Source organism: Pectobacterium aroidearum, from assembly GCF_041228105.1.
Classification (GTDB): domain Bacteria; phylum Pseudomonadota; class Gammaproteobacteria; order Enterobacterales; family Enterobacteriaceae; genus Pectobacterium; species Pectobacterium aroidearum.
Map to the genome: position 1 here is coordinate 211,462 of NZ_CP166097.1, position 22,718 is coordinate 234,179.

Sequence of the window (22,718 nt, forward strand, 5' to 3'; positions counted from 1 at the left end):
TGGATAGTGAAAATCGAGGATAATATGAAACTGATTCAACTTTCTGACCTCCATCTGATCGCACAAGGTGGCAATTTGCATGGGCGCGATCCAGAACAGCAGTTGAAGGCCGCGATTGCCGATATTAATGCCCATTACCGCGATGCCGATCTGGTGGTGATCTCCGGCGATCTGTCCGATGACGGCAGTGCGGCATCCTATACGTTTCTGGCCTCAGCGCTGGCTGAATTGCAGGTTCCCTGGCGTGTGACGATGGGGAATCACGACGATCGGGAAATGTTTTTGGCTCAATTCCCGACGCTGGTGGATGAGAACGGGTTTGTGCAGAGCGTGACGGCCGTGGGGGACGATTGCGTCATTTTGCTGGACTCGTTACATACAGGTGAAGTCGCCGGAACGCTGTGTTCGGCGCGGCTGGCATGGCTTGAGCGACAGCTTCAGGCAGCGGAAGGTAAGAACGTGTTCCTGTTTTTACATCACCCTCCGATGTCGATCGGGCTTCCAGCGCTTGATAGCGTGCGATTGGCTCCCGAGGCAGCAGAGGCGTTGTATCAGGTGTGTCACCGTTTCGGCAATGTGCGGCATATCTCCGCGGGGCACGTGCATCGACCTGCCAGCGGCAGTTGGCGAGGAATGTCGTTCAGTACGATACGCGGCACCAATCATCAGTCTGCCCTGCGTTTCGCACCCAGATTTGAGGTCAGCCTGGAAGCTCCGCAGTACGCCATTTTTCTGACGACGGAAGAAGGGCACACCGTACATTTTCATGATTTTCCCTGTGACTGAGGGTGTGTTTCCCAGGTTATCGTGATTGCACAAAAATAATGCAGAACTCTGTGGGTTTTGCTGTTATCCGGCGTAAAAAATTATGCTGAGGAGATAGCTGGATTAGGATGAGCCGCAGGACGCGGCGAGAGCTTGCGCCACGTCGGGAACGTGTCGCAAGCGGTCCGTTAAGTCAGATACCGACGAAGGCACCGTGTAGCGGCATAATTCACGCCGAAAGCCTGGGGTCACGGGGCGAGCGGCGCGTGAGCCGCCCCGTGTCGGGCGCGTGCTACGAGGTAGCATGAAAATAGCAACATTATCGCGCACGAAACTGTCTCCGCGTCTCCATAACAATGTGACTACGAGACTGCGCTTTTGCGTGAAACCCATCATGAACTTTTTTCATTTACCGTGAGTAATCATCACCACCTGCTGAGCTGAAAAACGTTGACTCTTTAAGCAGATTACGTCATTTTCTATATAGACGTCTAAACGTATAGACGTTTAACGAATGATAATAACAATCACGGTCAACGGGGTAGCAGGTATGAGCTTTTTTCACGCAAACCAGCGGGAAGCGCTGAATCAAAGTCTGGCGGAATTGCAGGGACGAATTAACGTGTCGTTCGAATTTTTCCCGCCGCGTACCAGCGATATGGAAGAAACCCTGTGGAACTCTATTGACCGACTGAGCAACCTGAAACCCAAGTTCGTTTCTGTGACCTACGGCGCGAACTCTGGCGAGCGTGACCGTACTCACAGCATCATCAAAACGATTAAAGAACGGACTGGCCTGGAAGCGGCGCCTCACCTGACCTGCATTGATGCGTCGCGTGAACAACTGCGTGAAATCGCTCAGGATTACTGGCAGAGCGGTATCCGCCATATTGTCGCGCTGCGTGGCGATTTGCCTCCAGAAGGCGGCAAACCGGATATGTACGCGGCGGATCTGGTTTCCCTGCTGAAAGAGGTTGGCGATTTCGATATTTCCGTTGCCGCCTATCCTGAAGTACACCCTGAAGCGAAAAGCGCCCAGGCTGACCTGATTAACCTGAAACACAAGATTGATGCTGGCGCGAATCGCGCTATCACGCAGTTCTTTTTCGACGTAGAAAGCTATCTGCGATTCCGTGACCGCTGTGTGGCGACGGGCATCGATGTTGAAATTGTGCCGGGTATCTTGCCCGTGTCGAACTTCAAGCAACTGCAAAAATTTGCCACGATGACAAACGTCCGTGTGCCGAACTGGATGACGGCCATGTTTGACGGCCTGGATAACGATCCCGAAACCCGCAAAATGGTGGGGGCGTCTATCGCGATGGACATGGTGAAAATTCTTAGCCGCGAAGGCGTAAAAGATTTCCATTTCTATACGCTGAACCGTGCCGAGCTGAGCTACGCGATTTGCCATACGCTGGGTGTTCGCCCTGATGTAGCACGCTAAGGCAACGCGCAAGATTTCAGGAAGAACGAGGCCGCAATGCGGTGATGAAGAAGAACGGTAGCGGAACACCTTTCAACGTCACTTATAGCGGCCATGAAAAGGGGGAATCTCAGGGATGAGATTCCTATTCACACGGCGTACAGTAGGAACCGAATCACTTTCTTATTTCCCTTTTGGCGGCAGCGTTACAAACCTTGCTAATCCCCTTCTGTGAGTTTGTCCTCCTTCGTATTGTTCATTATCGGCCTGTGCATCGGCTTTCTCTGCGTCTATCACACCTCTTTAGCTGACCGAACTACACAAAATGCTGTCAGCGTCAAATCACTTGAATATATTAGCCTGCTCGGTATAGCGTGACAGGTGGTTGGAAGAAGCAGACGCGCTTTAAGGGATATATTATTCATTTTGGATGTTGATAGGGATTATCGTTCATTGATATCCTATCTATCGCTGTTAGCTATCATGATAAGGAGAATAATAATGAATATTCGGGACTTAGAGTATCTTGTCGCGCTGGCAGAACATCGTCACTTTCGGCGTGCGGCAGATTCCTGCCATGTGAGTCAGCCAACACTCAGTGGACAGATTCGTAAACTGGAAGATGAACTCGGCGTAATGCTGTTGGAGCGAACCAGTCGTAAGGTCTTGTTTACGCAAGCTGGGCTGCTGCTGGTCGAGCAGGCACGAACGGTATTACGCGAGGTTAAGGTACTTAAAGAGATGGCGAGCCAGCAGGGCGAAACTATGTCCGGGCCTCTACATATCGGCTTGATCCCCACGGTGGGGCCTTACCTGCTGCCGCAAATCATTCCAATGCTGCATCGCACCTTTCCCAAGCTCGAAATGTATCTGCACGAAGCGCAAACCCATCAGTTGTTGGCCCAGTTGGACAGCGGCAAACTGGACTGCGCCATTCTGGCGATGGTGAAAGAGTCCGAAGCCTTTATCGAAGTTCCCCTCTTCGACGAGCCGATGAAGCTGGCCATTTATCAGGATCACCCGTGGGCGAACCGCGAGCGCGTGGCAATGTCCGATCTGGCGGGTGAAAAACTGCTGATGCTGGAAGACGGTCACTGCCTGCGCGATCAGGCCATGGGCTTCTGTTTTCAGGCTGGAGCGGACGAAGATACGCATTTCCGGGCAACCAGTCTGGAGACGCTGCGTAACATGGTCGCCGCCGGAAGTGGGATTACGCTGCTGCCGTCGTTATCGGTTCCGCATGAACGCGAACGCGACGGCGTCTGCTATTTACCGTGCTATAAACCGGAGCCCAAACGCACAATTGCGCTGGTGTATCGCCCCGGTTCACCGCTGCGCGGACGCTACGAGCAGCTTGCTGATACCATCCGCGAGCATATGCAGGGCTATATGGAAAACCTGTCAAAATAAGCGGTTGAGCCCATTCAGTGCCGCGACGCGGTACGCTTCTGCCATGGTTGGATAGTTGAAGGTAGTATTAACGAAATACTCGATAGTATTGCCTTCACCTTTTTGTTCCATGATGGCTTGTCCGATGTGGATAATCTCAGCGGCGCGCTCACCAAAGCAGTGAATACCCAGAATCTGTTTGGTTTCGCGGTGAAACAGAATCTTCAAGCTTCCCACATTCATCCCAACAATCTGCGCCCGCGCCAGATGCTTGAACTGCGCCCGCCCGACTTCATAAGGCACTTTCATGGCGGTGAGCTCTTGCTCGGTTTTCCCCACGGAACTGATTTCCGGGATGGTATAAATGCCCGTTGGGATATCTTCAATCAGATGCGCGCTGGCATCGCCTTTGATGATGGCCTGGGCGGCGAGCCGGCCCTGATCGTACGCCGCTGATGCCAGGCTGGGATAGCCGATGACGTCGCCAATGGCGTAAATATGTGCCAGCGCCGTCTGGTACATGCTGTTGACCTTGAGCTGGCCGCGGCTGTCGGTGCTCAGGCCGATATTCTCCAGCCCCAGTGTTTCCGTGTTCCCCGTGCGTCCATTGGCATAGAGCAGGCAGTCCGCTTTCATCTTCTTGCCCGATTTCAGATTGACGATAACGCCGTCTGACAGCCCTTCAATACTCTCGAACTCTTCGTTGTGGCGGATAACCACGCCGTTGTTCCAGAAGTGGTAGGACAGGGCATCCGACATTTCTTGGTCGAGAAAGGCCAGCAGTCTGTCGCGGGTATTGATTAAATCGACTTTAACGCTCAGGCCGCGAAAGATAGAGGCATATTCGCAGCCGATAACACCCGCGCCATAGATGATGACGTGTTGGGGTTCGTGGTCGAGTTGCAGAATAGAATCGCTGTCGTAAATACGCGGATGGTTGAAATCGACTTCCGCTGGATGATACGGACGTGAGCCCGTCGCGATAATGATATTCGCGGCGGTCAGCGTTTCATGGGTGTTATCTGGATAGTGAACGGCAATCGTATGTGCGTCGATGAAGCTGGCTTCACCGGAGAACAACTCGCACTGGTTGCGCTCATAAAATCCTTGCCGCATACGGGTTTGCTGACCAATGACGCTGTCGGCATGGCGCAGGATGTCGGAAAATGAGGAGCGAATAATGCGGGAGTTGTCACTGTAGAGGGGGTTTTGATTGAACTCGATAATACGGCTGACGGCGTGGCGGAGGGCTTTGGAAGGAATTGTACCCCAGTGGGTACAGCCACCGCCGACATTGTAGTGACGTTCAATCACCGCAATTTTGGCACCGTGCTTGGCCAATCCCATTGCTGCACCTTCACCGCCGGGACCGGAACCAATCACAATGGCATCATAATCGAATTGATGTTCTAGAGTCATGGTAGGTTAAACCTGTTTTTATACAAAATAATAACGTGGCCTTAACATTGTGTGATTGTAACATCGACTGCGACAGAACCCAATCATCCCTGCTTTTTCTATGGAAACAGATTCTCACATTCTTAATATGGCAAACTTTGTCTCATTCTGCGGACAATAAAGTTTGCTATAGTGCCCCTCTGGAAAGGGGAGAGATCATTTGGGCAGCATAATGGGTGTCAGAGCACAACAAAAAGAACGGACACGTCGTTCCCTTATTGAAGCTGCATTTAGCCAGTTAAGCGCTGAGCGCAGTTTTGCCAGCCTGAGTCTGCGTGAAGTTGCCCGAGAAGCGGGTATCGCGCCGACATCTTTCTATCGTCATTTTCGTGACGTGGATGAACTGGGGCTGACAATGGTTGACGAAAGCGGGCTGATGCTGCGTCAGTTAATGCGACAGGCCCGGCAGCGTATTGCCAAGACTGGTAGCGTCATCAGGACGTCGGTTTCCACCTTCATGGAATTTATCGGCAATAATCCTAATGCGTTCCGGCTGTTGCTGCGTGAACGCTCAGGGACGTCGGCGGCCTTTCGTGCGGCAGTCGCGCGCGAAATTCAGCATTTTATCGCTGAACTGGCGGATTATCTTGAGGTGGAAAACCATATTCCCCGCAGTTTTGCGGAAGCGCAGTCGGAAGCGATGGTGACGATTGTTTTCAGCGCGGGGGCAGAAGCTCTGGATGTTTCTCTGGAACAACGTAAACAGCTGGAAGAGCGGCTGGTACTGCAACTGCGGATGATCGCCAAAGGTGCTTATTACTGGTACAGAAAAGAACACGATAGTAGCTTTACCGTGCCATAAAGCCTCTATACCAACAATATGAAAAGGGAGAAACCATGACAGAAAAACCTCACCAAGAAAAAGGTACGCTGGTGCTGGCGTTGATTGCGGGCTTATCCGTAAACGGCGCATTCGCCGCCTTATTCAGCAGTATTGTTCCGTTCTCGATTTTTCCCCTGATTGCGCTGGTATTGTCCGTTTACTGCCTGCATCAACGTTATTTGCACCACAGTATGCCGGAAGGTATTCCGATGCTGGCTGCGGCCAGTTTTCTGTTGGGATTACTGATTTACAGCGCCATCGTGCGCGTTGAATATCCCGCCATTGGATCGAACTTTATTCCTTCAATCCTGTGTGTGGTGTTGGTTTTCTGGATTGGCCTGAAGCTGCGCCGCAGAAAAGAGTCGGATTCCGTATCCGCAGAAGAGAGCGAAACGCTGTAGCGGAGCATGCTGGCGGGGGGACCCGCCAGGTGGTGTACTGTTACTGACGTTTTTCCAACAGCACGCCACACTCCATATGGTGGGTGTAAGGAAATTGATCGAACAGTGCCAGACGGCGAATATCGTGGGTTTCTGAGAGCGTTTGCAGGTTATGGCTCAGCGTTTCCGGGTTGCAGGAAATATAAAGAATGCGCGGATACGCCTGCACCAGTTTCACCGTTTCGTCATCCAACCCGCTGCGCGGCGGGTCAACAAAAATGGTCTCGCACTGGTAGCTTGTCAGGTCGATGCCCTGTAAGCGGTTAAACTGACGCACACCCTGCATGGCCTGCGTAAATTCTTCGGCCGCCATGCGGATAATCTGCACGTTCTTTATCTGGTTCGCCGCGATATTATACTGTGCTGCCGCGACGGATGGTTTGGCGATCTCGGTCGCTAGTACGCGTTCGAAATTCCTTGCCAGCGCGAGTGAAAAATTGCCATTGCCGCAATACAGCTCCAGCAAATCTCCCGTCGATCCCGCCGTCGCATCCAGCGCCCATTCCAGCATCTGAATATTGATTGCGGCATTTGGCTGCGTGAAGCTGTTTTCTACCTGTCGGTAAATCATATCCCGACCTGCAATCGGCAGGCATTCATCGACATAATCGCGATCGAGGCAGATTTTGGTTTTTGTCGCACGGCCAATCAGTTGTAGGCGGAACCCCTGCGCCGTCAGGCTATCGCGCAGCGCACGGGCGTGTTCCTGCCATTCTTCGTCCAGAGCGCGGTGATACAACAGCGAAACGATCACTTCTCCGCTCAGAGTGGACAGATAGTCTATCTGGAACAGCTTGCGGCGCAGGACGGAATCGGGCTGGATTGCGGCAAGCAGCTCCGGCATCAGGCGGTTGATCAACTCGCTGGCTGCCGGAAAGCGATCGACCCGAATGCGCTGTTTGGTTTGCTGGTCAAACATGATGTGGTAAAGCTCGTCACCCTCGTGCCAGATACGGAATTCGGCGCGCATCCGATAGTGACTGACGGGAGAACGGAAGACGACAGGTTCCGGTGCATTGAAAGGCGCCATCATTCCACGCAGACGCTCGGTTTTCTCTGCAAGCTGGTCGTCGTATTGTTCGATGGGCAGGATTTCTGGCGTCATGGTTTTCTCGTCAACAGCGTCTAAAAGGGTGTTATTGGCCGGGAATTGTAGGGAATCCGGCCAGGAAGTCCAGTTTTGTTACGTTATTATCCTGTAGTGATATAGAAGTCTAGACTTCCACAATTCGCGATTGTAGGATGAGCGTCCGGTCTTGTATCACAAGTCAAAAGGGAATCCAGTGTAAATCTGGAGCTGACGCGCAGCGGTAAGGAATGCCCCGGCGATAGCATTATTATGCAGACACTGTCTTCAACTTTTGAGGATGGGAAGTCATCGCTTTCGTTGTATCCCTTACCGTTGTTGACGGTTTGTGGTAACAACGGCATCCGAGCCCGAAGACCTGCCGGAATACGTCGCAATTGGTTCTGCATATCGCGTGCTATTAACAGAACCTGCGGCATCCTTATTATTTCTCGGATGCTTTAACAATGATTAAAAAAATTTCGCTGCTGACGGCGCTTTCCGTCACGGCATTTTCTGGCTGGGCGCAGGAAAATCAAAATTCGTCATCGGCAAAAAATGCTGATGACATGGTTGTAACGGCCAATCGTTTCGCACAGCCGGTGTCTTCGGTGTTGGCACCAATTGATGTGGTTACTCGTGATGATATCAATAGGTGGCAAGCGAAAAATGTTTTGGAAGTTATGCGTCGATTGCCAGGGGTGAATATTGCTCAAACCGGTGGAGTGGGGCAAAGCGCATCAATGTATATTCGGGGCTCAGAAGCACGTCATACGTTGGTACTCATTGATGGTGTTCCTATTGCTAAATACGGTATTACAGGCAATCCAGATTTCAACCTTATTCCTATTGCTTTAGTACAACGCATTGAATTTATGCGTGGCCCACGTTCTGCGGTATACGGGGCTGACGCTATTGGTGGCGTAATTAATATCATTACGCAAACAACGGAAAATAAAACCGTACTCAGTACTGGGATTGGTTCGAACCGCTATCAGGAATACAGTGGCAGCCTGCATCAGTCGGTTGGTGATAACACTCGGGTCTCTTTAGCTGGAGCTTATCAGGATTCTCGGGGATTTAATGTTTACCCGAACTCTTCTAATCAAGCGTTAGACTCAGATAAAGATGGCTGGCGTAACAAAACATTCTGGGCGGGTGTTGAACACCAGTTTAACGATTCAATTTCTGGGTTCTTCCGTGGCTATGGCTATGGCACTAATAGCGATTATGATGCGCTGTCTGATGACACCTATGGCCCTATTAATGATGAACAGCAGATCTACAACCATACTTATAGTGGTGGTTTGCGGTTCTCTCATGAAAATTACGCTTCTCAGTTGATCGCCAGCTATCAGAAATACACTTCAATTCAGTATCTCAGCACTCAAGGACGTTATGGTGCCTATAATTCCCAAGATGATATAGATCAATATGACATGCTGTGGGGAAACACTTTGGCGTTAAGTCATGGCATGGTTAGTGCCGGTGTTGATTGGCGCCGACAGAAGTTAACTTCAGAAGGCGTTAGTTTTAATACGCTAAATCGTGAAAGTAATCGCTATAAGCAGGATAATTCAGGCGCTTATTTAACCGCGCAACAGCAGTATGGTGCTGTTATCTTGGAAGGATCTGTACGCGGTGATGATAATGAGAAATTTGGTAGACATGGTACTTGGCAGTTGGCATCAGGCTGGGAGTTTTTCCCCGACTATCGGGTAACCCTTTCCTATGCGACAGGTTTTCAAGCACCTACTTTAGGGCAGTTATATGGTCAGAAGCGTTTCGATATTGAATCAAATGAAAACTTAAAGCCTGAAGAGTCGAAACAATGGGAAGCTGGATTGGAAGGTGTAACCGGGCCATTAAGTTGGCGTTTGTCGGGTTATATTAATAAGATCGATAATCTGATCGCGTATGAGTATGCTTTTGCAACAAATACCGGGACTTATTATAACGTTGATGCAGCAACGATGAAGGGTTTGGAGTGGACGGGGTCATTTGAGACAGGTGTTCTGAATCACCAAATCACTTTGGACTATCTCGATGCCCGCAACGATGAAAATGATAAGGTTTTGGCTCGTCGTGCGAAGCAGCAAGCAAAGTACCAGGTTGATTGGAATCTGTATGACGTCGATTTTAATCTGAGTTATCAGTATGTAGGTAAGCGGTTTGATAATGCAGCGAATACTCGCCGCTTGCCAAGCTACAGTACTGTTGATCTCGCAGCCTCATATCCAGTCACCTCTCATCTGACAGTTCGTGGTAGAATCGCCAACCTGTTTGATAAAGATTACGAGACGGCATATGGCTACCGCACGGCAGGTCGAGAATACTATCTCACCGGAAGCTATACCTTCTAACCTGCCATCCCGTCCTACGGTTTTGGTCTTCGATTCCGGCGTAGGCGGGCTGTCTGTTTATGATGAAATCCGGCAGCTCTTGCCGGATCTTCACTATATATACGCATTCGATAACGAAGCGTTTCCGTATGGTGAGAAATCACAGCAGTTTATTATCGAGCGCGTGGTTGAGATTGTTAATGCAGTTCAGCTACGTCATCAGCTCGCACTGGTTGTGATTGCCTGTAATACGGCAAGTACAATTTCCCTTCCTGCGTTACGTGAGCGTTTTACTTTCCCCGTTGTGGGCGTCGTCCCAGCGGTGAAGCCTGCAGCTAAACTGACGCGCAACGGCGTTGTTGGCTTATTGGCGACGCGCGCAACGGTTCAACGTCCATATACGCACGAACTGATTGCCCGTTTTGCGACGGATTGCCAGATTTTGTCTCTCGGGTCATCAGAGCTGGTTGAATTGGCAGAGGCAAAATTGCAGGGGGAGACGATTTCTATTTCCGAGCTGCAAAAAATCCTGCGCCCTTGGCTGCGTTTGCCTGAGCCGCCAGATACGGTTGTACTCGGTTGTACGCATTTTCCGTTGTTAGCAGAAGAGCTGAAAGCGGCGTTGCCAGATGGAACACGCCTTGTTGATTCTGGAGCTGCTATTGCCAGAAGAACAGCATGGCTAATTGCTAATCTGGATAATCCGCCACTTTCGACAGATAAGAATCTGGTTTATTGCCTGGCGATTACACCTAAAGTCGCTACTTTGTGGCCAATATTGCAGCGCTATGGTTTCGATTCGCTGGAAAAACTACCACTTTGATAGCTTTGTGGGTGAATAGTAGACAAACGAAAATTATTTTGCATTTAGCGCTTGTCAGGCGGCGAGAAGTCCCTATAATGCGCCTCCACTGACACGGCAACAGCGACTTACGAAGTTGGTGTGACAGAAGAAGATTCAACGAAGGCGGTCAGTAATGACTTGACTTCACAGCGGAAACGCATAATATATGCGGCCCGCGCCACGGAAGATGTGGCACTGCTCTTTAACAATTTAATCAGACAATCTGTGTGGGCACTCACAAGACCGTATCTTAACGATATAAAAAGTCTTGAAGAGTGAACAACAGTAAATTCATTACGAATAAACAGTTTTAATTCTTTGAGCATCGCTGACGAGTTCAGCAAATCAAACAAATCTTAAATTGAAGAGTTTGATCATGGCTCAGATTGAACGCTGGCGGCAGGCCTAACACATGCAAGTCGAGCGGTAGCACAGAGAGCTTGCTCTCGGGTGACGAGCGGCGGACGGGTGAGTAATGTCTGGGAAACTGCCTGATGGAGGGGGATAACTACTGGAAACGGTAGCTAATACCGCATAACGTCTTCGGACCAAAGAGGGGGACCTTCGGGCCTCTTGCCATCAGATGTGCCCAGATGGGATTAGCTAGTAGGTGAGGTAATGGCTCACCTAGGCGACGATCCCTAGCTGGTCTGAGAGGATGACCAGCCACACTGGAACTGAGACACGGTCCAGACTCCTACGGGAGGCAGCAGTGGGGAATATTGCACAATGGGCGCAAGCCTGATGCAGCCATGCCGCGTGTGTGAAGAAGGCCTTCGGGTTGTAAAGCACTTTCAGCGGGGAGGAAGGCGGTGAGATTAATACTCTCACCGATTGACGTTACCCGCAGAAGAAGCACCGGCTAACTCCGTGCCAGCAGCCGCGGTAATACGGAGGGTGCAAGCGTTAATCGGAATGACTGGGCGTAAAGCGCACGCAGGCGGTTTGTTAAGTCAGATGTGAAATCCCCGAGCTTAACTTGGGAACTGCATTTGAAACTGGCAAGCTAGAGTCTTGTAGAGGGGGGTAGAATTCCAGGTGTAGCGGTGAAATGCGTAGAGATCTGGAGGAATACCGGTGGCGAAGGCGGCCCCCTGGACAAAGACTGACGCTCAGGTGCGAAAGCGTGGGGAGCAAACAGGATTAGATACCCTGGTAGTCCACGCTGTAAACGATGTCGATTTGGAGGTTGTGCCCTTGAGGCGTGGCTTCCGGAGCTAACGCGTTAAATCGACCGCCTGGGGAGTACGGCCGCAAGGTTAAAACTCAAATGAATTGACGGGGGCCCGCACAAGCGGTGGAGCATGTGGTTTAATTCGATGCAACGCGAAGAACCTTACCTACTCTTGACATCCAGAGAACTTAGCAGAGATGCTTTGGTGCCTTCGGGAACTCTGAGACAGGTGCTGCATGGCTGTCGTCAGCTCGTGTTGTGAAATGTTGGGTTAAGTCCCGCAACGAGCGCAACCCTTATCCTTTGTTGCCAGCGGTTCGGCCGGGAACTCAAAGGAGACTGCCAGTGATAAACTGGAGGAAGGTGGGGATGACGTCAAGTCATCATGGCCCTTACGAGTAGGGCTACACACGTGCTACAATGGCGTATACAAAGAGAAGCGACCTCGCGAGAGCAAGCGGACCTCATAAAGTACGTCGTAGTCCGGATTGGAGTCTGCAACTCGACTCCATGAAGTCGGAATCGCTAGTAATCGTAGATCAGAATGCTACGGTGAATACGTTCCCGGGCCTTGTACACACCGCCCGTCACACCATGGGAGTGGGTTGCAAAAGAAGTAGGTAGCTTAACCTTCGGGAGGGCGCTTACCACTTTGTGATTCATGACTGGGGTGAAGTCGTAACAAGGTAACCGTAGGGGAACCTGCGGTTGGATCACCTCCTTACCAAGAAGATGTGCGTTAAGTGAAGTGCTCACACAGATTGTCTGATGAAAATAACGAGCAGAAATACCTTAATAGGCTTGTAGCTCAGGTGGTTAGAGCGCACCCCTGATAAGGGTGAGGTCGGTGGTTCAAGTCCACTCAGGCCTACCAACTCTTCCGTGAGTGGTATCTAAGGTATCTGTAAGCAACGATGGGGCTATAGCTCAGCTGGGAGAGCGCCTGCTTTGCACGCAGGAGGTCTGCGGTTCGATCCCGCATAGCTCCACCATTAAAAAGACTTCAGAGCGTATTGGAAACAGTATGCTGCGAAGTATTTTGCTCTTTAACAATCTGGAACAAGCTGAAAATTGAAACATGACAGCTGAACGTGCGTTGATACCTTTGGGTGTCGATGGCGATGCAGTCTGTCAATGAGTCTCTCAAATAATCGCAGCGCGACAGTGACTTTGATTTATCAAAGACACCTTCGGGTTGTGAGGTTAAGCGACTAAGCGTACACGGTGGATGCCTAGGCAGTCAGAGGCGATGAAGGGCGTGCTAATCTGCGATAAGCGTCGGTAAGCTGATATGAAGCGTTATACCCGACGATACCCGAATGGGGAAACCCAGTGTGTTTCGACACACTATCATTATGTGAATACATAGCGTAATGAGGCGAACCGGGGGAACTGAAACATCTCAGTACCCCGAGGAAAAGAAATCAACCGAGATTCCCCCAGTAGCGGCGAGCGAACGGGGAAGAGCCCAGAACCTGAATCAGTTTGTGTGTTAGTGGAAGCGTCTGGAAAGTCGCACAGTAAAGGGTGATAGTCCCGTACACAAAAATGCACAAGTTGTGAGTTCGATGAGTAGGGCGGGACACGTGACATCCTGTCTGAATATGGGGGGACCATCCTCCAAGGCTAAATACTCCTGACTGACCGATAGTGAACCAGTACCGTGAGGGAAAGGCGAAAAGAACCCCGGCGAGGGGAGTGAAATAGAACCTGAAACCGTGTACGTACAAGCAGTGGGAGCATCCTTCGGGGTGTGACTGCGTACCTTTTGTATAATGGGTCAGCGACTTATATTCTGTAGCAAGGTTAACCGAATAGGGGAGCCGCAGGGAAACCGAGTCTTAACTGGGCGTTAAGTTGCAGGGTATAGACCCGAAACCCGGTGATCTAGCCATGGGCAGGTTGAAGGTTGGGTAACACTAACTGGAGGACCGAACCGACTAATGTTGAAAAATTAGCGGATGACTTGTGGCTGGGGGTGAAAGGCCAATCAAACCGGGAGATAGCTGGTTCTCCCCGAAAGCTATTTAGGTAGCGCCTCGTGAACTCATCTTCGGGGGTAGAGCACTGTTTCGGCTAGGGGGTCATCCCGACTTACCAACCCGATGCAAACTACGAATACCGAAGAATGTTATCACGGGAGACACACGGCGGGTGCTAACGTTCGTCGTGAAGAGGGAAACAACCCAGACCGCCAGCTAAGGTCCCAAAGTCATGGTTAAGTGGGAAACGATGTGGGAAGGCATAGACAGCCAGGATGTTGGCTTAGAAGCAGCCATCATTTAAAGAAAGCGTAATAGCTCACTGGTCGAGTCGGCCTGCGCGGAAGATGTAACGGGGCTAAACCATGCACCGAAGCTGCGGCAGCGACACTTAGTGTTGTTGGGTAGGGGAGCGTTCTGTAAGCCTGCGAAGGTGGCCTGTGAGGGTTGCTGGAGGTATCAGAAGTGCGAATGCTGACATAAGTAACGATAATGCGGGTGAAAAACCCGCACGCCGGAAGACCAAGGGTTCCTGTCCAACGTTAATCGGGGCAGGGTGAGTCGACCCCTAAGGCGAGGCTGAAAAGCGTAGTCGATGGGAAACAGGTTAATATTCCTGTACTGGGTGTTACTGCGAAGGGGGGACGGAGAAAGCTAGGTTATCCGGGCGACGGTTGTCCCGGTTTAAGCGTGAAGGTGGGTGACTTTGGTAAATCCGGGTCATCATTAACACTGAGGCGTGATGACGAGTCACTACGGTGATGAAGTAACTGATGCTACGCTTCCAGGAAAAGCCTCTAAGCTCCAGGTAACACCGAATCGTACCCCAAACCGACACAGGTGGTCAGGTAGAGAATACTCAGGCGCTTGAGAGAACTCGGGTGAAGGAACTAGGCAAAATGGTGCCGTAACTTCGGGAGAAGGCACGCTGATGGTAAGTGAAGTGACTTGCTCATGGAGCTGAAATCAGTCGAAGATACCAGCTGGCTGCAACTGTTTAATAAAAACACAGCACTGTGCAAACACGAAAGTGGACGTATACGGTGTGACGCCTGCCCGGTGCCGGAAGGTTAATTGATGGGGTCAGCCGCAAGGCGAAGCTCTTGATCGAAGCCCCGGTAAACGGCGGCCGTAACTATAACGGTCCTAAGGTAGCGAAATTCCTTGTCGGGTAAGTTCCGACCTGCACGAATGGCGTAATGATGGCCAGGCTGTCTCCACCCGAGACTCAGTGAAATTGAACTCGCTGTGAAGATGCAGTGTACCCGCGGCAAGACGGAAAGACCCCGTGAACCTTTACTATAGCTTGACACTGAACCTTGAGCCTTGATGTGTAGGATAGGTGGGAGGCTTTGAAGTGTGGACGCCAGTCTGCATGGAGCCAACCTTGAAATACCACCCTTTAATGTTTGATGTTCTAACGTAGACCCGTAATCCGGGTTGCGGACAGTGTCTGGTGGGTAGTTTGACTGGGGCGGTCTCCTCCCAAAGCGTAACGGAGGAGCACGAAGGTTAGCTAATCCTGGTCGGACATCAGGAGGTTAGTGCAAAGGCATAAGCTAGCTTGACTGCGAGAGTGACAGCTCGAGCAGGTGCGAAAGCAGGTCTTAGTGATCCGGTGGTTCTGAATGGAAGGGCCATCGCTCAACGGATAAAAGGTACTCCGGGGATAACAGGCTGATACCGCCCAAGAGTTCATATCGACGGCGGTGTTTGGCACCTCGATGTCGGCTCATCACATCCTGGGGCTGAAGTAGGTCCCAAGGGTATGGCTGTTCGCCATTTAAAGTGGTACGCGAGCTGGGTTTAGAACGTCGTGAGACAGTTCGGTCCCTATCTGCCGTGGGCGTTGGAAGATTGAGAGGGGTTGCTCCTAGTACGAGAGGACCGGAGTGAACGCACCACTGGTGTACGGGTTGTGATGCCAATTGCATTGCCCGGTAGCTAAGTGCGGAAGAGATAACCGCTGAAAGCATCTAAGCGGGAAACTTGCCTCGAGATGAGTCTTCCCTGGGCACTAGATGCCCCTGAAGGGCCGTTGAAGACGACGACGTAGATAGGCTGGGTGTGTAAGCGTAGCGATACGTTGAGCTAACCAGTACTAATGACCCGAGAGGCTTAACCTTACAACACCGAAGGTGTTTTGTGAGACGACTCATAGAGAACGATATTCAGCTTGTTCAAAGATTGGTTCTGATGGTTACGGAGATGACAAAGAAAAAAGTCATGTTAAGTAACGGTCGGAATAAAACAGAATTTGCCTGGCGGCGATAGCGCGGTGGTCCCACCTGACCCCATGCCGAACTCAGAAGTGAAACGCCGTAGCGCCGATGGTAGTGTGGGGCTTCCCCATGTGAGAGTAGGGAACTGCCAGGCATCAAATTAAGCAGTAAGCCGGAGCAATCTGGTGGTTGTAGAGAAATTCGGTGGAGCGGTAGTTCAGTTGGTTAGAATACCTGCCTGTCACGCAGGGGGTCGCGGGTTCGAGCCCCGTCCGTTCCGCCACCCTATTTAGGGGCGTAGTTCAATTGGTAGAGCACCGGTCTCCAAAACCGGGTGTTGGGAGTTCGAGTCTCTCCGCCCCTGCCAAATAAAAACCCTTCACAGCAATGTGAGGGGTTTTTTTTGATCTGAATTTTATGCCTAATCCTGTCTTGCATCTTTCTTCTTGGTCCCTTCGCTATTTCCCCTTTCTAGATGCCAAATCAATCTAACGTGTTGTTATTTAATCGGTAAAACTCTTTTACGAACTCCTGTCAGATCGTGCTGATTTAGCTGTAAATATGCACAAAATCACCGTAATACCAGGTTGTGAACTTGCTCATCTACCTTGTTCGATATTTGAACTAAAACTATCTACAACCTGAGTGAAGGATAAATCGTTTTTTAGAGCGATCCTTCAGGTTGCATTCACTTGTTAGTGATATCTGCCAACATCACATCGGTAGCGCTATAGCATAAATAGGTAGCGCTATGCTGTACCTGAAATCTGACTAAGTAGCTGTAAGACTACACAGAAGGAGTTTAAGTATGTACAGACGTTTACTGGTAGCTGTTGCTGTAAGCACGGCGTTATGTGGTGCCGTACAGGCAAAACCCTTAACTGTTGGGTTTTCCCAGATTGGTTCAGAATCAGGATGGCGCTCTGCAGAAACTAAAGTGTCAAAGCAGGAAGCCGAGAAGCGTGGGATAACGTTAAAAATAGCTGATGCTCAACAGAAGCAGGAGAACCAGATTAAGGCCGTGCGGTCCTTTATCGCTCAGGGGGTTGATGCCATCTTTATTGCGCCAGTTGTCGCCACAGGATGGGCGCCAGTGTTACAGGAAGCTAAGGAAGCAAAAATACCGGTGTTCCTGCTCGATCGAACGATTGAGGTAAGCGATCCATCGCTGTACACCGCTGCTATCGCCTCTGACAGCGTCTATGAGGGAAAAGTGGCAGGGGAATGGCTTGTGAAGGAGGCCGCAGGCAAGCCTTGTAATGTTGTTGAACTACAGGGAACTGTTGGGGCGAGTGTCGCGATAAATCGCAAGAAAGGGTTTGCTGAGGGTATAGCTTCAGATCCGCAGATAAAAATTATTCGTTCACAATCGGGAGACTTTACCCGCAGTAAGGGTAAAGAGGTCATGGAAAGCTTTATTAAAGCTGAGCAGAACGGAAAAAATATCTGTGCGGTTTATGCACATAATGATGACATGGCTATAGGCGCTATTCAGGCAATTAAAGAAGCGGGTTTGAAACCTGGTTCACAGATAAAAGTTGTCTCCATTGATGGTGTCCCTGACATTTTCAAAGCTATGATGAATGGCGAAGCTAATGCTACCGTTGAATTAACGCCTAATATGGCTGGGCCTGCTTTTGATGCTTTATTAGCGATGAAGAAGGATGGCAAACAACCTGAAAAATTCATTCAAACTGAATCACGTTTATTACTGCCTGATACGGCAAAGCAGGAATATGAAACTAAGAAAGATCTCGGTTATTGATATTTATATTTTGGATTCATCGTTGATATAAATTTGCCAAATGCCTGGCAGAAATATGAATATGGAAAAGTGGGTTTGCTATGTTTTCTGCACCGTTAAACTACGGAACAGTGAATATTGCCAGCCTACTTATCCATCATATTGCTCAGGTGTGGTATAGCCTAGTTTAGTTGTCGCATAGGTGATGCTGATGGAAACGACACGGTTGTTAGATATTCGGGGCATGAGCGTTGAGTTTCCGGGGGTAAAAGCATTAGATCAGGTGGACTTCACGCTTAATCGCGGCGAAATAGTGGCGCTATTAGGGGAGAATGGCGCAGGGAAATCAACCTTAATTAAGGCGTTGACTGGCGTTTATCACCGTTCGTCTGGTGATATTATCCTCGATGGTCTGGCGATTAATCCTGTTAATACTGCCCACGCTCAGTCATTGGGGATTGGCACGGTATATCAGGAGGTCAATCTATTACCGAATCTGTCCGTTGCGGCAAATCTATTTATTGGTCGTGAACCCACCCGCTGGGGCATCGTTGATCAACATAAAATTCTGCGTCAGGCTGAAGCACTTTTATTGAATTATGGGCTGGTGATTGATGTTAGCCATCCGCTTGGTAATTACTCCATTGCAGTACAGCAAATTGTCGCTATTGCCAGAGCTATTGATCTTTCCGCTAAAGTCTTAATTCTTGATGAGCCCACTGCAAGCCTTGATGCAAAAGAAGTTGATATGCTGCTGGATATATTGCGGAAATTGCGGGATCGCGGAATTGGCATGATATTCGTCACGCACTTTCTGGATCAGGTTTATCGCATTAGCGACAGAATTACCGTTTTGCGTAATGGTCGACTCGTGGGGACATTACCGGTTGAAGAATTACCGCGTATTGAATTAGTCCAAATGATGCTGGGACACAGTTTTGATGAAACGTTATTGAAGCGGGGTGAACACAGTGACGTGGCGGGTGAACCCATCGTGCAATTTAAACACTATGGTCGGCGTGGTTCGATTAATGACTTCGAGCTTTCCGTGCGTCCAGGAGAAATTGTTGGCCTTGCTGGTCTACTGGGTTCCGGTCGGACAGAAACCGCGCAGCTGATATTTGGTATTAACGTGCCTGATGCCGGAGAAGCCAGGGTTGATGGCAAACAAGTCAGCATTCGTACGCCGCGTGCAGCAGGGAAACTGGGCTTTGGTTATTGCCCTGAGGATCGCAAGACTGACGGCATTGTCGGTGCGGCAACGGTACGAGAGAACATCATTCTGGCGCTTCAGGCGCAGCGCGGCTGGTTGAAGCCTATTTCCTTGCGTGAACAAACTCGTATCGCTGAAAAATTTATCAACCTATTAGGGATTCGTACGCCCAGCCCAGAGCAGGAAATTCAGTATCTATCGGGTGGGAATCAGCAAAAAGTCCTGCTATCGCGCTGGCTGGCAACAGAGCCGCGTTTTTTGATTCTGGATGAGCCAACGAGAGGGATTGATGTTGGTGCACATGCTGAAATCATTCGTCTTATCGAAAAGCTGTGTGAACAGGGAATGGCGTTACTTGTGATTTCTTCTGAGCTGGAAGAACTGACAGGCTATGCCGATCGCATCATTGTGCTACGCGACAGGCAACACGTTGCACATCTCGAACATAGCGAGATCTCGGTTGCCGCAGTGATGCAGGCTATCGCAGTACAAACGGGAGCAGCCGATGACAGACAATAACGTCAAACCTGCCAAAAAAGTGCGTCTAACGTTCACCAAGGGCGTGCCACAGCTTTTGGCGCTGGTTGCTATCTTGTTGATTGATAGCATGGTCTCGCCAAACTTCTTCTCCCTCCACATTCAGGATGGACGCTTGTTCGGTAGCCTTATCGACATTCTTAACCGTGGAGCCCCCGTTGCGCTGCTGGCATTAGGCATGACGTTGGTGATTGCCACTGGCGGTATCGACTTATCGGTTGGCGCAGTTATGGCGATCGCAGGAGCGACAGCGGCAACGCTGACTGCTGCTGGTCACCCACTCCCTTCTGTGCTGCTGACTGCGTTATTGGTTGGCGCACTCTGTGGACTGTGGAACGGGTTTCTGGTTGCGGTATTACAGATTCAGCCGATTGTTGCGACGCTAATGCTAATGGTGGCCGGACGGGGCATCGCTCAGTTGATTACCGAAGGGCAGATTATTACGTTTGATAACGCTGGGTTAGCCAAGTTAGGCAGCGGAACTCTGTTCTATCTGCCTATGCCGGTGATTATTGCCTGCGTGGTATTGCTGGCGCTGTGGATTCTGACGCGTAAAACGGCGCTTGGGCTGTTTATCGAATCAGTTGGCATTAATCTGCGATCGGCTCGCAACGCTGGTGTGAGTACGAAGCTGGTATTAATCGCGGCTTATGTCATATGCGGCGTGTGTGCCGCCGTAGCGGGCGTTATTGTAACGGCGGATATCCGTGGTGCCGATGCGAATAACGCGGGTCTCTGGTTGGAATTAGACGCGATTCTGGCCGTTGTGATCGGTGGAGGTTCGCTACTCGGCGGTCGTTTTAATTTGCTGCTCTCTGTTGTTGGTGCATTGATTATTCAGAGTATGAATACCGGCATCCTGCTTTCGGGCTATCGACCGGAATTCAATCTGGTTTTGAAGGCACTCGTCGTTCTGCTGGTTTTGGTTATGCAATCTCCGCGTATTTCGCTGCATCACCTGTTCAGGAGGAAAACATAATGCTGAAACGCCACTTCCCCCTGTTGATGACGATTCTGGTATTTATTGCAGGTTATTTATTCTGTCTCAGCCAGTTTCCTGGCTTTGCTTCGACGCGAGTTTTCTTTGATTTACTGACGGATAATGCTTTTTTGGGGATCGTGGCGGTAGGGATGACGTTTGTCATTCTCTCTGGCGGGATCGATCTCTCCGTGGGGTCAGTTATTGCCTTTACCGGCGTGTTATTGGCCAAATTGATCGGGACATATGGCATCGATCCTTTCTTTGCATTCGCCATCGCACTGGTGATGGGAGCTATGTTTGGCGGGGTGATGGGGTGGATTATTGATACGCTCAAGTTGCCTGCATTCATTATCACCTTGGCGGGTATGTTCTTTGTTCGTGGCATGAGCTTCATCGTCTCTCAGGAGTCGATACCCATCGATCATCCGGTCTATAGCCAACTGGCAGGTTTAGCATGGCGCATGCCTGATGGGGGACGTTTTACCTTTCTGGCGCTGATTATGCTGGTTGTTGTGCTGCTGGGGATTGTGATGGCGCATCGTACCCGTTTCGGTAACCGTGTTTATGCGATTGGCGGTAATAGCTATTCTGCGGAGCTGATGGGCGTGCCCGTCAGGCGGACGACGATTCAGATATACATGCTTTCCAGTACATTAGCGGTACTGTCAGGCATTGTTTTTTCACTCTATACCTCGGCGGGTTATGCTCTGGCAGCAAGCGGTGTGGAATTGGACGCCATCGCGGCCGTCGTAATCGGCGGTACGCTCCTGACCGGCGGTGTTGGCACCGTATTGGGAACGCTGTTTGGCGTACTGATTCAGGGGCTGATTCAAACGTATATCACATTTGATGGCACCTTAAGTTCATGGTGGACAAAAATCGTCATCGGCTTCCTGCTGTTTGCTTTCATCGGGTTACAGAAAGCGTTAAGCACCTTCTGGTTAGCCAGACGTGCTTAAATCGCCTATGAGCTGGATGGATCATGCATTGATTAAAATAGGCGTTTTCAACAACTGGCGGATCATTGTCTGTTGATCGCTATTTTGTAACCAAACGGCATAAAACGGGCGCACGACTGGCTGGCTATCGCCGACTATCCGCAGATTGGAATAGGTTTGTAACCAATGGCTGGGTAAAAACGCGCAACCGCCGGTTGTTTCAAGCAACTGGCGGGTCAAATGAGCTGATGTTGTTGTCAAAACGGGAAGCTGATCGCTGGCTAAGAGGCGATGTTCCTGCTGATGAAAGTCCGCACCCCACTCCAATTTTATATAGGGCAATTCCTGTCCAGGTGGATGCGCTTCTGCCGCGAACAGCGAAAGGGAAAAATTTCCTAGTAACTGACTCGCCAGCTCCTCCATTTTGGGTTGCTCGGTCGTAATCAACAGATCCAGTTGACGCTCATGGAGTTGTTTTACCAGTGAATGACGTAAGGCAATGCGTGCTTCTAATTGGAGCAGCGGGCGCTGTTGGTACAGCGATTGTAGCCAGGGAGTCAGATAGGCTTCCCATAGTGAAGCGGTGGCACCCACTGACAGTAGGCTATGTTGTTGCGAGCGAGCGACTTCTTTTTTGGCGATCTGCCAGGTACCGATAAGGCTTTCCGCATAGGGCAGAAGCCGTTCTCCTGCGGGAGTCAGGCGTATATTGTTCCGATGGCGTGTGAACAGGTTGGCACCAAGCTGTGTCTCTAGCTGGCGAATCCGAAAACTCACCGCTGACTGCGTCAGATACAGGGATTCGGCAGCACGGCCAAAGTGTCTTGTCCTGCTGACTTCCAGAAAGGTTTTTAGTAATTCGGTATCCACGCCCATCTCCAAAAAAATTTTGTCGTAATGATTTAAATGTTTTGTTTTACACAATGTCAAGCCTATCTAATACTCCGCGCCATAAACAACACGACCATAGAAGAATTAGGAGCGTGTAAGATGGCAGAAAGCTTCTCTACCACTCATCGTTTTTTTGATAACAAGTTCTACCCGCGTGGTTTTTCCCGACATGGCGACTTTACGATTAAAGAAGCACAACTGTTGGAACGCCACGGTTACGCGTTTAACGAGCTGGATTTGGGCAAACGTGAACCAGTGACTGAGGAAGAAACATCGTTTGTCGCCATGTGTCGCGGCGAACGTAAAGCGGAAACAGAACTGGAAAAAATCTGGTCCAAGTATCTGGAACGTGTCCGTCGCCCTAAACGCTTCCATACCTTATCTGGCGGTAAGCCACAGATGGATGCGGTGGAAGAATACACGGAAAGCGATGATTAATTAAGAGTGGGGCGTTAGCCCCATTTTCTTTTGCGGTGAACACA

At 50.3% G+C, this 22,718-nt stretch carries 15 protein-coding genes, 4 tRNA genes, 3 rRNA genes and 1 riboswitch; of the genes, 19 read left to right on the plus strand and 3 right to left on the minus strand.

All coding sequences use genetic code 11. The annotated features are described in order from the left end of the window. Positions 1 to 24 precede the first annotated feature (24 nt). The 3 genes from AB8809_RS00895 (at position 25) to oxyR (ending at position 3,601) form a co-directional block, all read left to right on the plus strand. The gene (locus tag AB8809_RS00895) at positions 25 to 786 is read left to right on the plus strand and encodes a phosphodiesterase (protein WP_349855612.1); all 762 of its coding nucleotides are present in this window, start codon (positions 25 to 27) and stop codon (positions 784 to 786) included. Positions 787 to 1,315: 529 nt separating this feature from the next. Further along, entirely contained in the window at positions 1,316 to 2,212 is an 897-nt protein-coding gene (metF, locus tag AB8809_RS00900) for a methylenetetrahydrofolate reductase (protein ID WP_012772920.1), read from the plus strand. A 480-nt stretch (positions 2,213 to 2,692) separates the two neighbouring features. Continuing rightward, positions 2,693 to 3,601: a DNA-binding transcriptional regulator OxyR gene (oxyR, locus tag AB8809_RS00905; protein ID WP_012772921.1), complete on the plus strand. Its 909-nt coding sequence runs from the start codon at positions 2,693 to 2,695 to the stop codon at positions 3,599 to 3,601. Here oxyR and sthA read toward each other — a convergent pair. After that, positions 3,593 to 4,999 (minus strand): Si-specific NAD(P)(+) transhydrogenase, encoded by a 1,407-nt coding sequence (gene sthA / locus AB8809_RS00910; RefSeq protein WP_012772922.1) that lies wholly within the window; start codon positions 4,997 to 4,999, stop codon positions 3,593 to 3,595. The two genes, oxyR and sthA, sit on opposite strands and share 9 nt — an antisense overlap. 211 nt (positions 5,000 to 5,210) lie before the next feature. On the opposite strand from sthA, the gene fabR reads away from it, so the two are divergent. Next, positions 5,211 to 5,840 (plus strand): HTH-type transcriptional repressor FabR, encoded by a 630-nt coding sequence (fabR, locus tag AB8809_RS00915; RefSeq protein ID WP_010308157.1) that lies wholly within the window; start codon positions 5,211 to 5,213, stop codon positions 5,838 to 5,840. Between the two features lie 35 nt (positions 5,841 to 5,875). Then, positions 5,876 to 6,262, plus strand: coding sequence for a YijD family membrane protein (locus AB8809_RS00920; protein ID WP_349855613.1), 387 nt, complete (start codon positions 5,876 to 5,878; stop codon positions 6,260 to 6,262). 40 nt (positions 6,263 to 6,302) lie between these two features. Here the strand turns inward: AB8809_RS00920 and trmA are convergent, their stop codons facing one another. Next, a complete protein-coding gene (gene trmA, locus AB8809_RS00925; RefSeq protein WP_182101198.1) occupies positions 6,303 to 7,406 on the minus strand; it encodes a tRNA (uridine(54)-C5)-methyltransferase TrmA in 1,104 nt (367 codons plus the stop codon). A 129-nt stretch (positions 7,407 to 7,535) separates the two neighbouring features. Further along, positions 7,536 to 7,769: riboswitch (cobalamin riboswitch) on the plus strand. Positions 7,770 to 7,834: 65 nt separating this feature from the next. Here trmA and btuB point away from each other — a divergent pair. The 13 genes from btuB (at position 7,835) to yjfF (ending at position 21,366) form a co-directional block, all read left to right on the plus strand. Continuing rightward, a complete protein-coding gene (btuB, locus tag AB8809_RS00930; RefSeq protein WP_349855614.1) occupies positions 7,835 to 9,730 on the plus strand; it encodes a TonB-dependent vitamin B12 receptor BtuB in 1,896 nt (631 codons plus the stop codon). Next, positions 9,675 to 10,532, plus strand: a complete 858-nt coding sequence (gene murI, locus AB8809_RS00935) for a glutamate racemase (protein ID WP_349855615.1) — start codon at positions 9,675 to 9,677, stop codon at positions 10,530 to 10,532. Before btuB ends, murI begins: the two co-directional genes overlap by 56 nt. A gap of 379 nt (positions 10,533 to 10,911) precedes the next feature. Continuing rightward, positions 10,912 to 12,451, plus strand: a 16S ribosomal RNA gene (locus AB8809_RS00940). Positions 12,452 to 12,524: 73 nt separating this feature from the next. Beyond that, positions 12,525 to 12,601: transfer RNA gene (locus AB8809_RS00945), tRNA-Ile, on the plus strand. A gap of 42 nt (positions 12,602 to 12,643) precedes the next feature. Continuing rightward, a tRNA-Ala gene (locus AB8809_RS00950) sits at positions 12,644 to 12,719 on the plus strand. A 209-nt stretch (positions 12,720 to 12,928) separates the two neighbouring features. Further along, positions 12,929 to 15,835: ribosomal RNA gene (locus tag AB8809_RS00955) — 23S ribosomal RNA — on the plus strand. 134 nt (positions 15,836 to 15,969) lie between these two features. Then, positions 15,970 to 16,085 (plus strand): 5S ribosomal RNA (rrf, locus tag AB8809_RS00960). Together the 16S, 23S and 5S rRNA genes with 4 tRNA genes alongside form the textbook arrangement of a ribosomal RNA operon. A 52-nt stretch (positions 16,086 to 16,137) precedes the next feature. After that, positions 16,138 to 16,214, plus strand: a tRNA-Asp gene (locus tag AB8809_RS00965). 8 nt (positions 16,215 to 16,222) lie between these two features. Continuing rightward, positions 16,223 to 16,298 (plus strand) — tRNA-Trp (locus AB8809_RS00970). Between the two features lie 441 nt (positions 16,299 to 16,739). Next, complete coding sequence (gene ytfQ / locus AB8809_RS00975; RefSeq protein ID WP_130637827.1) at positions 16,740 to 17,696, plus strand: galactofuranose ABC transporter, galactofuranose-binding protein YtfQ; 957 nt, start codon at positions 16,740 to 16,742, stop codon at positions 17,694 to 17,696. 190 nt (positions 17,697 to 17,886) lie between these two features. Further along, the gene (ytfR, locus tag AB8809_RS00980; RefSeq protein ID WP_349856683.1) at positions 17,887 to 19,407 is read left to right on the plus strand and encodes a galactofuranose ABC transporter, ATP-binding protein YtfR; all 1,521 of its coding nucleotides are present in this window, start codon (positions 17,887 to 17,889) and stop codon (positions 19,405 to 19,407) included. After that, positions 19,394 to 20,404 (plus strand): galactofuranose ABC transporter, ATP-binding protein YtfT, encoded by a 1,011-nt coding sequence (gene ytfT / locus AB8809_RS00985; RefSeq protein WP_349856682.1) that lies wholly within the window; start codon positions 19,394 to 19,396, stop codon positions 20,402 to 20,404. Before ytfR ends, ytfT begins: the two co-directional genes overlap by 14 nt. Further along, on the plus strand, positions 20,404 to 21,366 hold the full coding sequence (gene yjfF / locus AB8809_RS00990; protein ID WP_180779397.1) for a galactofuranose ABC transporter, permease protein YjfF: 963 nt from the start codon (positions 20,404 to 20,406) through the stop codon (positions 21,364 to 21,366). Before ytfT ends, yjfF begins: the two co-directional genes overlap by 1 nt. Positions 21,367 to 21,387: 21 nt before the next feature. Here yjfF and hdfR read toward each other — a convergent pair whose 3' ends face one another. Further along, entirely contained in the window at positions 21,388 to 22,215 is an 828-nt protein-coding gene (gene hdfR, locus AB8809_RS00995) for an HTH-type transcriptional regulator HdfR (protein ID WP_015842127.1), read from the minus strand. A 120-nt stretch (positions 22,216 to 22,335) separates the two neighbouring features. Here hdfR and AB8809_RS01000 point away from each other — a divergent pair, with 120 nt between their 5' ends. Further along, a complete protein-coding gene (locus AB8809_RS01000; RefSeq protein WP_014701822.1) occupies positions 22,336 to 22,674 on the plus strand; it encodes a DUF413 domain-containing protein in 339 nt (112 codons plus the stop codon). Positions 22,675 to 22,718: the final 44 nt, after the last annotated feature.